The following is a 19105-nucleotide window of genomic DNA, read 5'->3' on the forward strand; positions in this document are numbered from 1 at the left end:
AATAAAATAAGGCTAGGACAAAAGTACTCAGCCTTATTTTATTTTCGTAAAAATCTAAATTTCTCACAAAATCAACGGTTTTTGCCGATATGGTACCGTATCTCAGAAAGAATACCGATTTCGCACAAAAACAGCACATTTTTTACCATTTTGGTATTGTTTCCCAGAAATATCCGAATACTCATGTTGCTTGACAATTTATCACAAAATAAAAAAGAAATAGGCTATGAACGATTCCAACTCACATGGGAAGTCGTTCATAACCTATTTTTAATAGATTTTATCTCAGCTTCAATTTTTATTTGATAATGCTTAGTCCAAAGTCCCAAGTTTACCTTTAAACTCAGCAATCGACGCATAACCTTTCGACTCTAAAATGGCTAGCAATTCCTTAGTTAAGCGGTCAAAAACCCCAAGGCCTTCTTTTTCAAGCTGCGTCCCAACTTGGAGCATAGAAGCGCCACAAAGCAAATGTTCGTAGGCATCACGCCCAGTCAAAATCCCACCAGTACCGATGATTTCGATGCTTGGATTCAGACGTTGTTTTAAAGCGCGGACATTGGCAAGAGCCGTCGGTTTAACATATTCGCCACCGATACCACCAAAGCCACCCTTAGGTTTAATGACCACTGTATCAGTCGCTTCATCAATATACAAGCCATTACCGATAGAATTGATACAGTTGACAAATTTGAGGTCAAATTGGTTGAGGACGGCCGCAATTTTATCAAAGTGCATGATGTCAAAATAAGGTGGTAATTTCACACCAAAAGGTTTGGTATAGAAGGCAAAAATTTCAGTTAAAAGTCTATCCGTATCTTCAAAATCATAGGCCATTTGTGGCTTGCCAGGCACATTAGGGCAAGACAGATTCAACTCAACCAGTCCAGTATAGTCACTTTCTTGGATTTTGCGCATATTGGTCACATATTCATAGAAGCCTTGATAAGAGGCAACGCTCATCACAAAAGGTTGGTCTGGATGACTGGCTTGTCGCTTAATCGCGTAGTCAAGATAGTAATCTAAACCTAAGTTTGGCAATCCCATAGAATTAATGCTACCCAGATCAACATTGACATAGCGTGGCTCAGGGTTGCCTTCTCGTGCCTCAGCCGTCGCAGACTTGGTCACAAATGAACCAGCTGCTGAATCTGCGAGCGCATCAAGTTCTGCCGTTGTCATACAATGTACGCCAGAAGCGTTCATAAACGGATTGTCATAAGTGTGACCGTAGAAAGTGGCTTGTAAAGTTGGCATGAGCGTCTCCATATATTCTTCAATTTTTGTAGATGAGTGTTAGTCTTATTTTAGCAAATTTTCAGGCTTTAGACAAAGGGTAAAAAAAGACAAGTCTGCGAACAAACTTGTCAGGTATTGATTAAGGGCATCTATAAAAACTGCTTTTGATGACTTTTGAGCTAAATTTTTCTAGTGCTAGGCATTGCGACAAAGCTTGCTACTGCAAGGTGCGAAGTAATAACGACGCAATAGGAAAATTTAGCCAAAAGTGGCAAATCTGGGTTTTTAGAGATGTCCTTATACAGCAATCTCATCAAAAATCGCTTTAACGGTCGTGATTTCGTTGATCCGGTAACCATTAGTCCCAGAGAAAATCAAGCCCATATCCGTGTTATGCTCCACAGAATTCAGCAAGGCTTCACTGATACAGTAAGGAATCGTCTTGCGGTCACAGAGTTTGTGCTGCAAGCAGTTCAAACATTTAGCAATCGGAATAATCGGCGTTTTAGGCGCCTCTTGAGCCTTGTAGGCCGCAACTCCGTTGGTAATGGTTTCAGTAAATTTATTATCGATAGCACGACCTGGTAAACCAACAGGGGATGTTGTCAAATGAATATCATCTTCGGTAGCTTTTAAGAAACGGTCTTTAAAGTCATCTGGTGCATCACATTCCTGAGTTCCGATGAAACGCGTTGCCATTTGAACACCAGAACACCCAAGCCCCATATAATGGTCGATGTCTGAACGATCCCAAACCCCACCAGCGAAAATCACTGGGATTTTCATATTGAATTTTTCTTCGTATTCTTTAACATGCGCGATGATTTTAACGACCTCATCGTCCATGCCTAGAATAGCTTCGTCAATTTGGTCCGCTTTAAAACCGAGGTGACCACCGGCTTTAGGGCCTTCAATGACGACAAAGTCAGCAGTTCGGTTATATTTTTTAGCCCAATTCCGTAAGATGAGTTTGGCAGCCTTAACAGATGACACGATAGGTGCAATCTTTGTTTTGGCATCACCTACCAAATCTGGTAAGTTCATCGGCAGACCAGCACCAGAGATGATCACATCAGCGCCAGCTTCAACAGTCGCTCTGACAACATCATCATAACGGAAACTCGCCACCATGACGTTGAAACCGAGAATACCACCCTTAGCAAAGCTACGGGCTTTGTCTAATTGTTTTTTGATCGTTTGTAGGTTGGTTCTAACAGAAGCGCGCTGAAATTTGTCTTCTTGGAAACCAATTTGGGCAGTGGATAAGATCCCGATCCCGCCCTCGGCAGCCACAGTGCCCGCCAATCTATTTAGGGAAATACCGATCCCCATACCACCTTGAATGACAGGGATTTTCGCTGTCAATTCGCCTATTTTAAGTTCTGGTAGTTTCATTATTCTTCCTCGTATAGATATAATCATGATTATATTTTTTCATGGTTTCGATAACTAGATAATCTAAACCATATAACTTATTTTAACAAAACTTACTTGATTGTCAAACTATTTATTCGAAAAAATTTTTTCTTGACAGCAAAACCATATCCTGATATAATTTGATAGTCAAACAACTTGACAATCAAAACGATATTCGTGAAAGGGACTATGGTTGATGGTAGATTATACAAAAATAAATAAATATCTCACTCATATTTTCAACAATGTTTTGATTATTGAGGAGGCAACCTTACGAACATCTCGTTTTTCAGATGTCTCTATTAAGGAGATGCATACGATTGACAGCATTGGTGAAGCCAAGATGACGACGCCAAGTGATATTGCCAAAGACTTGATGTTAACGGTAGGCACGGTTACCGTGTCACTAAATCGACTGGAGAAGAAAGGCTACATTAAACGCTACCGCAGTGAACATGATCGGCGTGTGGTAAATGTATCCTTGTCAAGCAGAGGTCGATTGTTATATCGCTTGCACCGTAAGTTTCACCGCGAAATGGTCAAACGCTTTGTTGCAGACCTACCAGATGATTCCGTGAAAATTTTACAAACAGGTCTGGAAAATCTTCACACATTTTTGGAGGAAATTAAATGACTTTTGCCAAACTAACGGCAACTGCGCACTATGCACCAGAGCAAGTCGTGACAAATGATGATTTAAGTCAAATCATGGAGACGTCTGATGAATGGATTGCATCCCGAACAGGGATTCGACAACGCCACATCGTTCAAGATGAAAACACATCAGACTTAGCTGCCAATGTCGGTCAACAATTGTTGGCAAAAGCGTCACTAGCAGCCGAAGATCTTGACTTTATCATCGTTGCAACAGTTTCACCTGATGGCAATATGCCTAGTACGGCAAGCCTTGTCCAGGCCAAATTAGGGGCAAGTAAAGCCTTTGCTTTCGATTTAACTGCAGCTTGTAGTGGCTTTGTTTACGCCCTATCAGTTGCGGATAAGTTGATTACCAGTGGTGCTTACCGAAACGGGATTGTCATCGGAGCTGAGGTCCTATCAAAAATCGTTGACTGGTCAGATCGTTCGACAAGCGTTTTGTTTGGTGATGGTGCAGGAGGTGTTCTACTCCAAGCTGTATCCGAAACGCCTATGATTTTAGCGGAGTCTTTAAAATCTGACGGTAATCGTGGCATGAGCTTGACCAGTAATCTGACACAACCCAAGTCACCCTTTTCAAAATCAGACACAACTGATGACTTGTTTTTGAAAATGGATGGTCGTGCGATTTTTGATTTTGCCGTCCGCGACGTGCCTAAAAACATTTTAGAAAGTCTTGAAAAAGCTGATTTAAGTCCAGATGATATTGACTACCTGTTCTTACATCAAGCCAATTCAAGAATCTTGGATAAATTGGCACGTAAAATCAAAACAGACCGCAGTAAATTCCTACAAAATATGCAGGAATATGGTAACACAAGTGCAGCCAGCATACCCATTCTCTTATCAGAAGCGGTTGATGCAGACACCATTAAATTAGACGGCTCACAAAAATTAGTGTTAACTGGTTTTGGTGGTGGCTTGACATGGGGCACACTTGTTGTTAAAATTTAAGTAATCTTATTGCAAGGACGAAATGCGTTTAGGCGTCATGCGTCCCATACATCTATATATAGAAAAAACGGAGATTTAATCATGGCAGTATTTGAAAAAGTTCAAGAAATTATCGTTGAAGAACTCGGTAAAGACGCAAGCGAAATCACGCTTGAAACATCATTTGAATCACTTGATGCTGATTCACTTGATATCTTCCAAATCATCAACGAAATTGAAGATGAATACGATATCGCAATCGAAACTGAAGATGGCCTTAACACTGTTGGTGACTTGGTCAAATTCGTAGACGCTAAAATCGCTGAATAATCCATAAAAATTCTGAGAGCGTGTGACACGTTCTCAAAATTTTTATCCCTATAGTTTGATTATCAAACTATTTTAAAAACAAAATATAATATAAGATGAAAACTAAAATTACTGAACTATTGAACATTGAATATCCAATCTTCCAAGGTGGTATGGCTTGGATCGCTGATGGTGACTTAGCTGGTGCTGTTTCAAAAGCAGGTGGCTTTGGGATCATCGGTGGTGGGAATGCGCCTAAAGATGTAATCAGAGGTCATATCCGACGTATCCGCGAAATTACGGACAAACCCTTTGCCGTGAACATCATGTTGCACTCACCTTTTGTGGATGATATCGTTGATCTTGTCATCGAAGAAGGCGTTAAAGTTGTGACGACTGGCGCAGGCTCTCCTAAAAAATATATGGAGCGCTTCAAAGCAGCAGGCATGGTTGTCATCCCTGTCGTAGCTAGTGTCGCACAAGCAAAATCAATGACGCGGATTGGCATAGATGCCATTGTCGCTGAAGGCATGGAAGCAGGCGGTCATATCGGCCAATTAACGACGATGACGCTTGTCCGTCAAGTCTCTGACGCTGTGGATTTGCCTGTTATTGCGGCCGGTGGTATCGCTGATGGAAAAGGTATGGCAGCTGGCTTTATGTTGGGTGCTGAGGCAGTTCAAGTTGGCACACGTTTTATCGTAGCCAAAGAATCAAATGCCCACCAAAACTATAAAGACAAAGTTTTGAAAGCAAAAGATATTTCGACGGTCGTTTCGGCTAGTCATTTTGGTCATGCCGTTCGCGCCATTAAAAACCAGTTGACAAAAGACTTTGATGCAGCAGAAATGGCTGCCTTCAAACAAGTCGATCCTGATTTGAGCGTCTTTGAAGAAATGGGCGCTGGGAAATTACCAGCCTCAGTCATTCATGGCGACGTTGATAATGGGTCAGTCATGGCGGGTCAAATCGCCGGTCTCGTTCGTAAAGAAGAAACCGTTGAAGAAATTATCTTGGACTTGTACAATGGCTTCCAAGCAGAAATTAAAGCTTCTGCTAAATGGTTGGATTAAAAAATATGACATAGACCGGTTGTTGATGCCATTCATGATGATGACATCAGTAGCTGGTAAACACAGTAATTATTGGAGTATAGCATGACAAAAACGGGTCTTTTATTTGCGGGACAAGGTGCCCAAAAATTAGGTATGGCACGCGATTTATATGATAATTTTGACATTGTCAAAGCAACTTATGATGAAGCATCTGAAATTCTTGGCTACGATTTACGTCAGCTGATTGATCACGATGCCGACAAATTAGGTGAAACAAAGTACACACAGCCAGCGATTTTGACGACATCTGTCGCCATTTTACGTTTACTTGATGCGCACCATATCACTTATGATGTGGTCGCAGGCCTTTCCTTGGGTGAGTATTCAGCACTTGTCGCAAGTGGCAGCTTACCATTTGCCGATGCCGTGAGACTCATCGCCAAACGCGGTCAGTACATGGCAGAAGCGGCTCCGACAGGTTCGGGTAAAATGGTTGCAGTCATGAATACAGCGGCTGACGTGATTGAGACGGCTTGCCAGCAAGCTTCATTCAATAGCAAGGGGATTGTTAGCCCTGCTAACTATAACACACCGGGACAAATCGTCATCGGTGGTGAAGTCGCAGCGGTAGATGCAGCGGTTGAACTTTTAACAGCTGCTGGTGTGAAACGGATGATTCCTTTGAAGGTTTCAGGTCCTTTCCATACAGCCTTGCTTCAACCAGCGTCTGAAAAACTAGCAGTCGCATTAGAAACAGTGGCATTCAAACCTTTTGAAAAACCATTGATTTCTAATACAACCGCACAAGTGATGGCTTTTGATGACATCAAAGCTTTGTTGACACGTCAAGTCATGGAACCCGTTAAGTTTTACGATTCTGTTGAAACGATGATTAGCATGGGTGTGACAGATATTATCGAAATCGGGCCAGGTAAAATTTTATCAGGTTTCGTGAAGAAAATCGATAAAACGGTTGGTATCACACATGTCGAAGATGTACCGACGTTCAATGCAATTTTGGAGAAATAAAAAGTGGAAATTACAAATAAAAATGTCTTCATCACCGGCTCAACGCGTGGGATTGGTCTTGCGATCGCCCACCACTTTGCCGCACAAGGTGCAAACCTCGTGCTCAACGGTCGTTCTGAGATTTCATCAGAACTGATTGGCGAATTTGACCAGTATGATGTACAAGTCGTCGGTGTTTCTGGTGATGTCAGTGATGCTGATGATGCAAAACGCATGATTCAAGAAGCAACTGACGCACTTGGTAGTGTTGACGTCTTGATTAACAATGCTGGGATTACAGCCGACAAGCTCGTGTTGAAAATGACAGCAGATGATTTTGAGCGTGTGCTTAAAATTAATCTGACTGGTGCTTTTAACATGACACAAGCTGTTTTGAAACCCATGACCAAAGCGCGCCAAGGTGCGATTATCAATATGACCTCAGTTGTTGGTTTGATTGGTAACGCCGGGCAAGCCAACTACGCTGCTTCAAAAGCTGGGTTAATCGGTCTGACTAAATCTGTTGCGCGCGAAGTCGCGAGCCGTAATATTCGGGTCAATGCCATTGCGCCTGGTTTTATCGAAAGTGATATGACCGCTGTCTTATCTGATAAAGTGAAAGACGCCATGAAAGCACAAATTCCGATGAAACGTTTTGGTAGCGTGGAAGAGATCGCGACGGCTGCTTTGTTTGTCGCAACACAAGAATATATCACAGGTCAAACCATTGCCATTGACGGTGGCATGGTCATGCAATAAATTTAAGAAGAAAAAGTGCTTTTGGGTGAATGGGTGCAGGGATTTTGCATCGTCATCCTGAGCGCTTATCTACATATAAATGAGGAGTAAGTCACATGACAAATCGTGTCGTTATTACAGGTTATGGCATTACATCGCCGATTGGTAACACCCCTGAAGAATTTTGGACAAATCTTGAAGCTGGTAACAGCGGAATTGACACCATCAAAAAATTTGATGCGACAGCGACTGGGATTAGCGTTGCTGGTGAAGTTAAAGATTTTCCTTTTGATAAATACTTTGTGCACAAAGACAAAAAACGCATGGACACTTTTAGTCTCTATGCTGTTTATACAGCGCTTGAAGCCTTGCATATGGCTGGTATAAATCCAGAAGATACAGATCTTAACCATGACCGTTTTGGTGCGATCATCGGCTCTGGTATCGGTGGCTTACCAGTGATTCAAGAACAAGGTGCGCGTCTTGCGACTCGTGGTCCTAAACGCGTGGCACCGCTTTTCGTACCACTTTCAATCGCTAATATGGCGACAGGTAATGTGGCCTTGTGTGTCAAAGCAAATGGTGTGAGCCGTGCTGAAGTAACTGCCTGTGCGGCAGGTACAAATGCTATTGGTTCAGCCTTCCGTGAAATCAAACATGGTTATGCGGATGTGATGCTAGCGGGTGGTACTGAAGCAGCGATTTGTGAATTTGGTGTGGCTGGTTTTGCTAACTTAACTGCCTTGACAACTGAAACAGACCCTAAACGTGCCTCAATTCCTTTTGACAAAGACCGTTCTGGCTTTGTTTTGGGTGAAGGTTCTGGTATTTTGGTACTTGAAAGTTTAGACCACGCACAAGCGCGTGGTGCTAACATCTTGGCTGAAATCGTCGGTTACGGCTCAACAAATGATGCCCACCACATGACGACACCACTTCCTGACGGTTATGGTGCGGCTAAAGCCATGCAACTTGCCCTCGAAGAAGCAGGCATCCAACCTAGCGACGTTGGTTATATCAACGCGCACGGGACATCAACGCAAGCCAATGAAAAAGGTGAAGCACTTGCCATTCATACTGTCTTCGGCGATGATGAAAATGTTTTGGTTTCGTCAACTAAAGCCTTGACAGGTCACGCCCTTGGTGGCGCTGGCGGTATCGAAGCCGTCGCGACCCTACAAGCCATCCTCAACCAATATGCACCAGTTAACGCTGGTACGACTGAATTGGATGAAAATACATCAGTCATCAACGTCGTATTGGGTCAAGGGAAACAACATGACATCAAATATGCCATCTCAAACTCACTTGGTTTCGGTGGTCATAATGCTGTCATTGCCCTTAAGAAATGGGAGGGTGAATAACACATATGTCTATTCAAATTAACGAAGTCAAAGATTTAATCAGCCAATTTGATAGCTCATCTTTACGTGAATTTTCTTACGCAACCAATGAGTTTACCTTGGCATTTTCTAAAAATAATGGTGCAACAGCGCCATCAGCTGCACCTTTAGCAGTAGCAGAAGCCCCACAAACTCAGAGCGCTGAAGTGCCTGCACCTGCAGTCGTTTCAGCACCTGAAGCGGCGCCTGCTGCCATTGCCGAAGGCGATGTTGTGACGAGTCCTTTAGTGGGTGTGGCTTACCTTAAACCAGCGCCTGACAAATCAGACTTTATCACAGTTGGTGAGACGGTCAAAAAAGGTCAGACTTTGCTGATCATCGAGGCTATGAAGGTCATGAATGAAATTCCTGCACCGCATGATGGTGTCGTGACTGAAATCTTGGTCCAAGCTGAAGCTATGGTCGAATATGGAGAGGAACTGGTACGCATCAAATGATCGATATTAATCAGATTAAAGAGGCCTTGCCACATCGTTATCCTATGTTGTTGGTTGACCGCGTGATTGAACACTCTGAGGACGAGATTACAGCGCTTAAAAATGTGACCATCAATGAACCTTTTTTCAACGGTCATTTTCCAGAGTATCCAGTTATGCCAGGCGTGTTGATTATGGAAGCCTTGGCACAAGCTGCAGGTGTTTTGGAGTTGTCTAAGCCTGAAAACAAAGGGAAATTGGTCTTTTACGCAGGCATGGATGGCGTTAAATTCAAGAAACAAGTGGTCCCTGGTGATCAATTAATCTTGAATGCCAAGTTCATCAAACGCCGTGGACCAATCGCTGTTGTTGAAGCTAAAGCAACGGTTGACGGTAAGTTGGCAGCTAAAGGTACTTTGACGTTTGCGATTGGTGAATAAAGGTTACCAACTAAGTAAAAAAGAATCTAATCAGCCATCATGGCGTTAACAAAAGAGAAATGATATGTTTAAAAAAATATTAATCGCCAATCGTGGTGAAATTGCGGTGCGGATTATCCGTGCGGCACGCGAATTAGGCATTCAAACTGTTGCTGTTTATTCTGAGACTGACCGTGAAGCGCTGCATACTTTGTTAGCGGATGAAGCGGTTTGTATTGGCCCTGCTAAAGCGGCTGATTCATACCTGAACATGCATCAAATTATTTCAGCAGCTGTGACCTTACAAGCAGAAGCTATTCATCCGGGCTTTGGCTTTTTGAGTGAGAATTCAAAATTTGCCAATCTCTGTGAAGAAGTTGGGGTCAAATTTATCGGACCCTCTGCTCAAGTCATGGATACCATGGGTGACAAGATCAATGCGCGTGCGCAAATGATAGCTGCCAATGTGCCAGTCATTCCAGGGTCTGATGGTGAAGCCTATGATGCCACGCAAGCCCTTGAAGTGGCACAAAAAATTGGTTATCCAGTGATGCTTAAAGCCTCAGCAGGTGGTGGTGGTAAAGGGATTCGTAAAGTGAATTCGCAAGAAGAATTACTACCGAATTTCTCCTCCGCCCAAGCTGAAGCCCAAGCCGCTTTTGGCAATGGTGCCATGTATATGGAGCGTGTGATTTATCCCGCACGCCATATCGAAGTGCAAATTTTGGCTGATGAGCAAGGTCATGTCGTCCATTTAGGCGAGCGTGATTGTTCCTTGCAACGTAACAACCAAAAAGTGCTTGAAGAAGCACCGTCAATTGCGATTGGCCATACCTTACGTGAAAAAATTGGTGCAGCGGCTGTTGCAGCAGCTAAACATGTAGGTTATGAAAATGCTGGCACGATTGAATTCTTATTAGACGAGTCTACTGGTGAGTTCTATTTCATGGAAATGAATACACGGATTCAAGTAGAGCATCCAGTTACTGAATTTGTGACCAATGTTGATATCGTTAAGAACCAAATCAAGATTGCAGCCGGTGAAGCACTTGAGATCACCCAAGAGGACATCAAAATTACTGGCCATGCCATTGAGTGTCGGATTAACGCTGAAAATCCTAAGTTCAATTTTGCGCCAAGTCCCGGTAAGATTACGGACTTGTTCTTGCCATCTGGTGGTGTTGGCTTACGGGTTGACTCTGCCATGTATCAAGGTTATACGATCCCACCTTTCTATGATAGTATGATTGCGAAAATCATCGTTCATGGTGACAACCGTTTCGAAGCCTTGATGAAAATGCAGCGCGCACTTTTTGAACTTGAAGTTGAAGGCGTACAGACCAATGCCGAGTTCCAACTCGATTTGATTTCTGACCGTCATGTCATCGCAGGGGATTACGACACAGCCTTTCTGGGTGAAACATTTTTACCTAATTACTTAAAAAAAGAGGATTGATAGAAGATTATGGCTTTATTTAAGAAAAAAAGTAAATACATTCGCATCAATCCCAACCGTTCGCGTCTTAATGAGCAAAATAGTACGCCTGAAGTACCAGATGAACTCTTCGCCAAATGCCCAAGTTGTAAGCACACGATTTACACCAAGGATTTAGGACAAGAGAAAGTCTGCCCGTTTTGCTGTTATAACTTTAGAATTTCAGCGCAGGAACGCTTGAACCTTGTAGCAGATGCAGATACATTTTCTGAATTGTTTACAGGGATTGAAACAACTGACCCGCTTAATTTTCCAGGTTATCTGGATAAATTAGCAGCTGCGAAAGCTAAAACAGAACTTGATGAAGCTGTCCTGACTGGGACTGCCGTGATCAAGGGTCAAAAAACAGCCCTTGCCATCATGGATTCCAACTTCATCATGGCGTCAATGGGCATGGTCGTAGGTGAAAAAATTACGCGCCTGTTTGAGTATGCGACAACTGAAAAATTACCAGTTGTCATTTTCACAGCCTCAGGTGGTGCACGCATGCAAGAGGGGATTATGAGCCTGATGCAAATGGCTAAGATATCTGCAGCCGTTAAGCGCCATTCTAATGCGGGCTTGTTATACCTGACGGTATTAACGGATCCAACGACGGGGGGTGTGACAGCTTCCTTTGCCATGCTTGGTGATATTATCTTGGCTGAACCCCAAACTCTCATTGGGTTTGCGGGACGTCGTGTAATTGAGCAAACAGTGCGTGAAAACTTACCAGATGATTTCCAAAAGGCTGAATTTTTGCAAGCCCATGGTTTCGTTGATAAGATTGTCAAACGCACAGAACTTGCGACGACAATCGGTCAAATTTTGAAATGGCATACACATGGAATAGGAGGACAATCAAATGGCTGATCGTGCAAATAAAATTGTCCAGTTGGCGCGGAGTCAGGATCGTTTGACGACGCTTGACTATGCGACAAAGATTTTCGATGACTTTATCGAATTTCACGGTGATCGCAATTTCAGAGATGATGGGGCTATCCTTGGTGGTATAGCTAGTCTTGCTGGACGTCCTGTGACCATTGTCGGGATTCAAAAAGGTAAGAGTTTGCAAGATAACCTTGACCGGAATTTCGGTCAACCGCATCCGGAAGGTTATCGCAAGGCTTTGCGTTTGATGAAGCAGGCTGAAAAATTTGGTCGTCCGATTATTACTTTTATTAATACGGCAGGTGCTTTTCCAGGATCTGGCGCGGAAGAACGTGGTCAGGGTGAAGCGATTGCGCGCAATTTGCTAGAGATGAGTGATCTTAAAGTGCCAATTATTGCCATTATCAATGGTGAGGGCGGTTCTGGTGGGGCGCTGGCTTTGGCAGTTGCTGACCGTGTTTGGATGTTGGAAAATGCCATGTATAGCATTTTATCGCCAGAAGGTTTTGCGACGATTCTTTGGAAAGATTCATCACGTGCGCCTGAAGCGGCTGAGCTTTTGAAGATCACGTCTAAAGATTTACTTAAAAATGGCGTGATTGACAAGATTATCTCAGAAGAAAACACCATAGATATCTTGAAAGCAGCTTTGATCACAGAACTCGACACTCTGTCTAAGCTGACAACTGACGAGCTGGTTGAAGCACGCTATCAACGGTTTAGAAAATATTAAAAAGAAGCGCTTGAAGCGTTTTTTTGTGTTATCATATAAAGCAACCACGCATAATAACTGATTTTTTAGTATAATAAAGGGATGAGAAACATGATAAAAATTATTTTAAGTTTGCTTGTACTGCTGATATTGATCGCAGGTATTTATATCGCCTACGTTTACCTGCAATATAACCGCCTACCTGACAAGCAGACCTTGCCCATTAAAAAGGCAGAGCACTCAAAACAAATTTCAGCCAATCAAGCCTATAAAATTATGACCTTTAACATTGGTTATGGTGCTTATCCTGCTGACTACACTTTCTTTATGGATGGTGGCAAGGAAGTCCGTGCGCGCTCAAAGGCAGATGTCCTAGCAAATTTAACAGAGGATCATCGTCTTTTAACGTCTGAAAACCCTGACTTTGTTAACTTGCAAGAAGTTGACTACGAGGGTGATCGATCATTTAGAGTAGACCAGCCCGACTTCTTCAGGACTAAAAATCCTGAATACAATAGTAGTTTTGCTAACAACTATCATTCTGCTTATTTGTTTTATCCTGTTACACAGCCGATTGGCAAGGCCAAGTCAGGTCTGCTGACTTTATCCAAAGGTCAGATGACTCAAGCCACACGCTATAGCTTACCGATAGAGACGAATTTTAATAAGTTTTTCGACCTTGACCGCGCCTTTAGTGTGAGTGAAGTAACTGTTGACAATGGTAAGAAACTCTTTATTTTCAATGTTCATTTGTCTGCTTTCATCAAAGATGAGGTGATTCAGGCTGCACAGTTGACCAAGCTTTTTGACAATATGAAAGCACATGCTGATGCTGGAGATTATGTGATTTGTGGTGGGGATTATAACCATGTGTTATCAGGTGAGGCGCATCCTGAACTGACCTGGATGAAACCATTTCCGACGGCTAAACTATCTCATAAACTGCGGGTCGTTGCACCAACAAATGCCCCTTCAGTCCGTAGCAATGGAACTGCTTATGGTGACCATTCTACATTGGGCGTGATTGATGGCTTTCTGGTGTCGGAAAATATCAAAAGCTTGAACATCAAAACCATTCAAAATGACTTTAAATCAAGTGACCACAATCCAGTCGTCATGACGTTCGAATTAACTGATTAATGAAAAGAGACCTATGCTAAGAATCACACAAATCAAAATTTCAATCCATGACGAGATGTCAGCGGTCAAAAATCAAGTGGCTAAAAAGTTAAAAATTTGCCCAACTGATATTCTGGATTTCAGGATTTACAAGGAATCCATTGATGCCAGAAAACGTGGCGAAATCAACTTTATCTATACGGTAGATGTAAAGCTTAAAGATGAAAGTAAATTTTTGACCGGCAAGTATAAAAATGTGGCACCCTCACCGGATTTGACTTACAAAAATCCCAAAATTGGGACTAAGAAAATGTCACACCGACCAGTCGTTATCGGTTTTGGACCGGCTGGCATGTATGCTGCACTCCTCCTTGCGCAAATGGGCTACAAACCACTCGTTCTGGAACGCGGCGAAGCCGTCGATGACCGTGTTAAATCCATAGACGCATTTTGGACCAAAGGGGAGTTGAATCCTCAGTCGAATGTGCAGTTTGGCGAAGGTGGCGCAGGGACGTTTTCGGATGGGAAGTTGACCAGTCGTGTCAAAGATTTGCGTGGTCGCAAGGTGCTGACGGAGTTCGTCAATGCTGGCGCGCCGGAGGAAATTCTCTACAAGGCGCATCCGCATGTTGGAACGGATTTGTTGCGTGATATCGTGAAAAATATCCGCAAGGAAATCATCGCGCTAGGTGGCGAGGTGCGGTTTAAGACGCAGGTTAAAAATTTCAAGATTTCGGATGGTCAGCTGCAAGGCTTGGTTCTGACAACAGGTGAAGAAATTTTGGCTGAACAGGCGATTTTGGCGATTGGCCACAGCGCGCGTGATACGTTTAGCGAGCTCTATGAAGACGGCGTGAAGATGACGGCTAAGCCGTTTGCGGTTGGCGTTCGTGTGGAGCACCCGCAAGAAGTCGTCAATCGTACTCAATATAAAGAGTTCGCTGGGCATCCGAGACTTGGCGCTGCGGAATATCGCTTGACCTACAAGGCCAGCAACGGCCGAGGTGTTTATACTTTTTGCATGTGTCCAGGTGGTCTTGTCGTTGCATCAGCATCTGAGGCAGGCCACCTCGTGACCAATGGCATGAGTGAACACGCAAGGAATCAAAACAACGCCAACAGCGGACTTTTAGTCCAAGTCTTCCCGGAAGATTTTGGCAGCGATCATCCTCTGGCAGGTATTGCCTTCCAAAGAGCGTTAGAGCAGAAAGCTTTCGAGTTAGGCGGTAGCACCTATCAAGCACCGGCCCAATTAGTCGGGGATTTCCTTAAGAAACAACCGTCGACAGCAATGGCAAGTGTCACACCAAGCTATTCTTTAGGCGTTAAGCCAACGGATTTGTCAGCGCTGTTTCCTGACTATATCACAGAAGCCTTGAGAGAAGCTCTGACAGGGTTGGATAAGAAACTCCACGGCTTTGCCATGGCAGATGCCGTAATGACTGGTGTTGAATCACGGTCGTCATCGCCCTTGCGAATTAATCGAGATGAAGATAGTTTCCAATCCGTCTCAACCAAAGGCATCTATCCGAGTGGTGAAGGTGCAGGATTTGCAGGTGGGATTGTTTCAGCTGCGATTGATGGCTTGAAATGTGCTGAGGCTTTGATTGGGGAATTTTCTCCTGTTGGGGGATGACAGAAGTGATTAAAGTTTATCCGTTCAGGGTAAACTTTTTTATTATGAGTAATATCTCAATGCCTAAGAATAGCTTATTCAAGTGAATCAGTCATATCTTATTATCAAGATGTTTGAAATTAATTGTTAGATGTTTATTATTTTAAATGAAAATGAAAAAGCCAATTTTTAAGTATCATCTACAGATTAGATGAACTAATAGTATTTTATTTATATATCGTCTGATTAATGAAGTTATCTTAGATTATTTCATGATATAATGATTTTGAGCATCAAGTAGTATTTGTTATAAATGTATTATGGAATAAAAAATTAGATAAAGTGGGAACGTTATTATGAAAAGGCAGATTAATGTGGTGGGTGCGATTATCGTAAAAAATGGTAAAATTTTATGTGCTCAACGTGGTTATGATAAAAGTTTAGCAGGTTTTTGGGAATTTCCAGGTGGTAAGATTGAATCCGGTGAAACGGCTACTCAAGCATTAAAGAGAGAAATTCGTGAAGAACTTTTATTTGAAATTTCTGATGAGCCTGAGAAGTTTATTTCGACAAGCTTTGAATATGAATTTGGCATCGTTAATTTAACGACATTTATATGCTATATTAAAAAAGGAATACTGACTTTAACCGAACATATTGCAATAAAGTGGTTAAAGCAAGAGGAATTAGAGCAATTGGAATGGGCTCCCGCGGATATACCAACAGTATCTGAACTTAAAAAAATGGAAAATATATAAATTAGGAAGGTCTTAATAGTGGAGTTTATAGAAAGTGCAGTAAAAAAAAGCATTTCTTGATTATAAAATAGAGACATCACAGCTTCATCAACATAAATTAATTACAAATGATCAGAAAAATCATGTATTTGCTCAAAATGCTTTACAAGATGAACTTGATATATGTACAGATTTTTTTATATCAGTTGCATTTGTTACGCAGTCTGGCTTATGTTTTTTGAAAACACATTTTGCTGACTTGGCTAGGAAGGGCATACGTGGCCGATTAATGACGAGTAATTATCTAGGTTTTAATAATCCGGATGTTTTTCGTAGTTTACTAGAGATTGAAAATATTGACGTTAGAATTGTTGAAAAAGAAGGTTTTCATGTTAAGGGTTATTTATTTGAACAAAATGGTTATCATTCTTTGATAATTGGCAGCTCTAATTTGACAGCAAATGCTTTAAAGAAAAATATTGAATGGAATGTTCGATTAACAAGTCTTGAAAACGGTGAAGTGTTACGTGAGTCAAAAAAAGAACTAGAAAGAATGTGGCATGAAGCCTTACCTTTAACTGAAAAGTGGGTGGAAAGGTATTCTAAAAATTGGCAATCATTGACTAGAGATAAACTTGTGACAGACGTACAGGATGAGAAAGCAATTTATTCAGTAGCTCGTCCCAATGTAATGCAAGAAAAAGCTCTAGAAAACTTGGCAAACTTGAGAAGTGAAGGTAAAAATAAGGGTCTAGTCATTTCGGCTACTGGAACGGGAAAAACATATTTATCTGCTTTTGATGTTCAACAGGTGAACCCTTCAAAAATGCTTTTTATTGTTCATAGAGAACAAATTTTAAAATCTGCAATCAAAACTTTTAAGATGGTTATTGGAGGAGCGGATGAAGATTTCGGAATCTTATCTGGGAATTCAAAAGATATTACGGCTAAATATTTATTCGCGACGGTTCAAACAATTTCAAAACCTCAAATACTTAATTTGTTTTCAAAAAATGATTTTGATTATATATTAATTGATGAAGTTCATAAAGCTGGTGCTGCCAGTTACCATAAAGTTATTGATTATTTTGATCCGAAATTTTTAATGGGAATGACAGCAACGCCTGAGCGAACAGATATCTTTAATATATTTGAATTATTCGATTACAATATTGCTTATGAAATACGTCTTCAAGAAGCTTTGGAGGAAGACTTACTTTGTCCATTTCATTACTTTGGTGTTACTGACTATGAAAAAGATGGTGTGATAATTGAAGAGACGACAAATTTTGAGAACTTGGTAGCGGAGGAACGTGTTAAATTTATCATCGAAAAAATCCAGTATTATGGTGTATCGCGTCATAAAATCAGAGGGTTAGTTTTTTGTTCAAGAAAAGAAGAAGCTAAAAAGCTTTCAGAAATATTCAACAATCGAGGGTTCTATACAGCCTTTCTTTCGGGAGAAGACTCTATCTCGAAAAGAGAAGAAGTAGTTGAAAGGCTAGAGAACGGTGAATTAGATTACATATTTACCGTTGATATCTTTAATGAGGGGATTGATATCCCATCAGTTAATCAAATTATCATGTTAAGAAATACTCAATCAAGTATTATTTTTATTCAACAACTTGGTCGTGGTCTGCGCAAACATGGTTCAAAGGACTATGTAACAATAATTGATTTTATAGGTAATTATAAAAACAACTATATGATTCCTATGGCCTTATCAGGAGATATGAGTTACAATAAGGACTCGTTGAGAAAAGGTACTTTTGATACAAGTTATATAACTGGAATTTCATCGATTAACTTTGAAGCGATTGCTAAAGAACGAATTTATAAGGCAATTGATGACGTTAAACTAGATAGTATGAAGTCCATAAAAGATGCTTATGCAAAATTAAAAATTCGTTTAAATCGTGTTCCTATGTTAGTTGATTTTTTAGAACAAAAATCTATTGATCCATATCTCATTGTCAGTGGAAAAGTTTCTAATATCAAGACGTACTATGATTTCTTATTGAAAAATGATGATGCTATAGGAAAAATTTCAGAACTAGAAAATAAATACTTGATGATTATTTCACGTGAGTTTTTAACAGGAGTTCGTAAACAAGATGTTCTCTTACTATCTGAAATGGTCAAAGGAAGAGAGTTTAATAGAAAAGAAGTTAAAGTTTTATTCCAAAGTTACGGATTGGATGCACAAGAGAGGACAATTGATTCTGTTTTAAATACACTTAACTTAAACTTCTTTACAGGACTACTTGCTGAAACTTATAGTGGGGGAGAAATAATTGAAGCTGGTCAAAATATACAATTATCAGTTGGTATGAAAAAAGCGCTTTTGAGAAATTCATATTTTAAATTGTTGTTAGAAGATTTGTTATCTGCGAGCTTTATTAAAAGTGAAAGCTATGATAAAAGTAGAGTTTTCACTTTGTATAAAAAGTATCGTAGAAGAGATGTAATTCGACTTTTGAATTGGGACAAACAGCAAATTGATCAAAATATTGGTGGTTACATACGAAAAGATGATGAGTTTGCTATTTTCATTACTTTGAAGAAAGGAGCAGAATTCAGTGGTGCTATGATGGCGTATGAAGATGAACTTCTCTCTCCAAATTTATTGAAGTGGTATACCAAGGCACCTAGGACTATGAGTTCTCCAGAAGTAAAAGCAATTTTAGATTACTATATATCTGGGTTAAATATGCATATTTTTGTTAAAAAGTCTGATGATGAAGGAACTGACTTTTACTATCTTGGGAAAGTCGAGCCACAGTTGAATTCTATTGAAGAGTTTCATAAACCGACAAATGATGGCAAAACTAAATCAGTTGTTGAAATGCACCTTAAATTTCTAGAAGCTGTTGATTATAAATTGTATAGGTATTTGACAAACATCGAATAATTAAAAATAGTTCTACTGTTTTCTTTAAGTTATATTTTTTTATTTCACTT

19 protein-coding genes are annotated in these 19105 nt (G+C 41.0%); 17 read left to right on the forward strand and 2 right to left on the reverse strand.

Annotated features, from left to right (window positions below):
- Window positions 1–306 (forward strand): hypothetical protein (locus LRA01S_RS11195; protein ID WP_218003132.1); only part of this gene is annotated, 306 nt, incomplete at its 5' end.
- A gap of 6 nt (window positions 307–312) precedes the next feature.
- Here the strand turns inward: LRA01S_RS11195 and LRA01S_RS01810 are convergent.
- Window positions 313–1257: a dihydroorotate oxidase gene (locus LRA01S_RS01810; RefSeq protein WP_061774051.1), complete on the reverse strand. Its 945-nt coding sequence runs from the start codon at window positions 1255–1257 to the stop codon at window positions 313–315.
- A gap of 279 nt (window positions 1258–1536) precedes the next feature.
- On the reverse strand, window positions 1537–2634 hold the full coding sequence (locus LRA01S_RS01815; RefSeq protein WP_061773948.1) for an NAD(P)H-dependent flavin oxidoreductase: 1098 nt from the start codon (window positions 2632–2634) through the stop codon (window positions 1537–1539).
- 217 nt (window positions 2635–2851) lie between these two features.
- Between LRA01S_RS01815 and fabT the strand changes: the two genes are divergently transcribed.
- The 16 genes from fabT (at window position 2852) to LRA01S_RS01895 (ending at window position 19055) form a co-directional block, all read left to right on the forward strand.
- The gene (fabT, locus tag LRA01S_RS01820) at window positions 2852–3289 is read left to right on the forward strand and encodes a fatty acid biosynthesis transcriptional regulator FabT (protein WP_061773949.1); all 438 of its coding nucleotides are present in this window, start codon (window positions 2852–2854) and stop codon (window positions 3287–3289) included.
- Entirely contained in the window at window positions 3286–4266 is a 981-nt protein-coding gene (locus tag LRA01S_RS01825; protein WP_061773950.1) for a beta-ketoacyl-ACP synthase III, read from the forward strand. Before fabT ends, LRA01S_RS01825 begins: the two co-directional genes overlap by 4 nt.
- An 81-nt stretch (window positions 4267–4347) precedes the next feature.
- Window positions 4348–4575, forward strand: a complete 228-nt coding sequence (locus tag LRA01S_RS01830) for an acyl carrier protein (RefSeq protein WP_004260973.1) — start codon at window positions 4348–4350, stop codon at window positions 4573–4575.
- Between the two features lie 95 nt (window positions 4576–4670).
- Window positions 4671–5627: an enoyl-[acyl-carrier-protein] reductase FabK gene (gene fabK, locus LRA01S_RS01835; protein WP_061773951.1), complete on the forward strand. Its 957-nt coding sequence runs from the start codon at window positions 4671–4673 to the stop codon at window positions 5625–5627.
- Between the two features lie 84 nt (window positions 5628–5711).
- On the forward strand, window positions 5712–6638 hold the full coding sequence (gene fabD, locus LRA01S_RS01840) for an ACP S-malonyltransferase (protein WP_061773952.1): 927 nt from the start codon (window positions 5712–5714) through the stop codon (window positions 6636–6638).
- A 3-nt stretch (window positions 6639–6641) separates the two neighbouring features.
- Window positions 6642–7376, forward strand: coding sequence for a 3-oxoacyl-[acyl-carrier-protein] reductase (fabG, locus tag LRA01S_RS01845; protein ID WP_061773953.1), 735 nt, complete (start codon window positions 6642–6644; stop codon window positions 7374–7376).
- Window positions 7377–7471: 95 nt separating this feature from the next.
- A complete protein-coding gene (fabF, locus tag LRA01S_RS01850) occupies window positions 7472–8719 on the forward strand; it encodes a beta-ketoacyl-ACP synthase II (protein ID WP_061773954.1) in 1248 nt (415 codons plus the stop codon).
- A gap of 11 nt (window positions 8720–8730) precedes the next feature.
- A complete protein-coding gene (accB, locus tag LRA01S_RS01855; protein WP_061774052.1) occupies window positions 8731–9195 on the forward strand; it encodes an acetyl-CoA carboxylase biotin carboxyl carrier protein in 465 nt (154 codons plus the stop codon).
- The gene (fabZ, locus tag LRA01S_RS01860; RefSeq protein ID WP_004260947.1) at window positions 9192–9614 is read left to right on the forward strand and encodes a 3-hydroxyacyl-ACP dehydratase FabZ; all 423 of its coding nucleotides are present in this window, start codon (window positions 9192–9194) and stop codon (window positions 9612–9614) included. Before accB ends, fabZ begins: the two co-directional genes overlap by 4 nt.
- A 64-nt stretch (window positions 9615–9678) precedes the next feature.
- Window positions 9679–11049, forward strand: coding sequence for an acetyl-CoA carboxylase biotin carboxylase subunit (gene accC / locus LRA01S_RS01865; protein ID WP_061773955.1), 1371 nt, complete (start codon window positions 9679–9681; stop codon window positions 11047–11049).
- Between the two features lie 9 nt (window positions 11050–11058).
- Window positions 11059–11940, forward strand: coding sequence for an acetyl-CoA carboxylase, carboxyltransferase subunit beta (accD, locus tag LRA01S_RS01870; RefSeq protein ID WP_061773956.1), 882 nt, complete (start codon window positions 11059–11061; stop codon window positions 11938–11940).
- Complete coding sequence (locus LRA01S_RS01875) at window positions 11933–12691, forward strand: acetyl-CoA carboxylase carboxyl transferase subunit alpha (RefSeq protein ID WP_061773957.1); 759 nt, start codon at window positions 11933–11935, stop codon at window positions 12689–12691. The genes accD and LRA01S_RS01875 overlap by 8 nt, the downstream gene beginning before the upstream one ends.
- 90 nt (window positions 12692–12781) lie before the next feature.
- Window positions 12782–13810 carry an endonuclease/exonuclease/phosphatase family protein gene (locus LRA01S_RS01880; protein WP_096824023.1) on the forward strand — a complete coding sequence of 343 codons (1029 nt, stop codon included), beginning with the start codon at window positions 12782–12784 and terminating at the stop codon, window positions 13808–13810.
- Window positions 13811–13823: 13 nt separating this feature from the next.
- A complete protein-coding gene (locus LRA01S_RS01885) occupies window positions 13824–15425 on the forward strand; it encodes an NAD(P)/FAD-dependent oxidoreductase (protein ID WP_061773959.1) in 1602 nt (533 codons plus the stop codon).
- A gap of 335 nt (window positions 15426–15760) precedes the next feature.
- Window positions 15761–16162: a (deoxy)nucleoside triphosphate pyrophosphohydrolase gene (locus LRA01S_RS01890; RefSeq protein WP_096824024.1), complete on the forward strand. Its 402-nt coding sequence runs from the start codon at window positions 15761–15763 to the stop codon at window positions 16160–16162.
- Between the two features lie 67 nt (window positions 16163–16229).
- Window positions 16230–19055, forward strand: coding sequence for a DEAD/DEAH box helicase (locus tag LRA01S_RS01895; RefSeq protein ID WP_061773961.1), 2826 nt, complete (start codon window positions 16230–16232; stop codon window positions 19053–19055).
- Window positions 19056–19105: the final 50 nt, after the last annotated feature.

Origin of the sequence: Pseudolactococcus raffinolactis NBRC 100932 (assembly GCF_001591765.1) — a bacterium.
GTDB classification, from domain to species: Bacteria; Bacillota; Bacilli; order Lactobacillales; family Streptococcaceae; genus Pseudolactococcus; species Pseudolactococcus raffinolactis.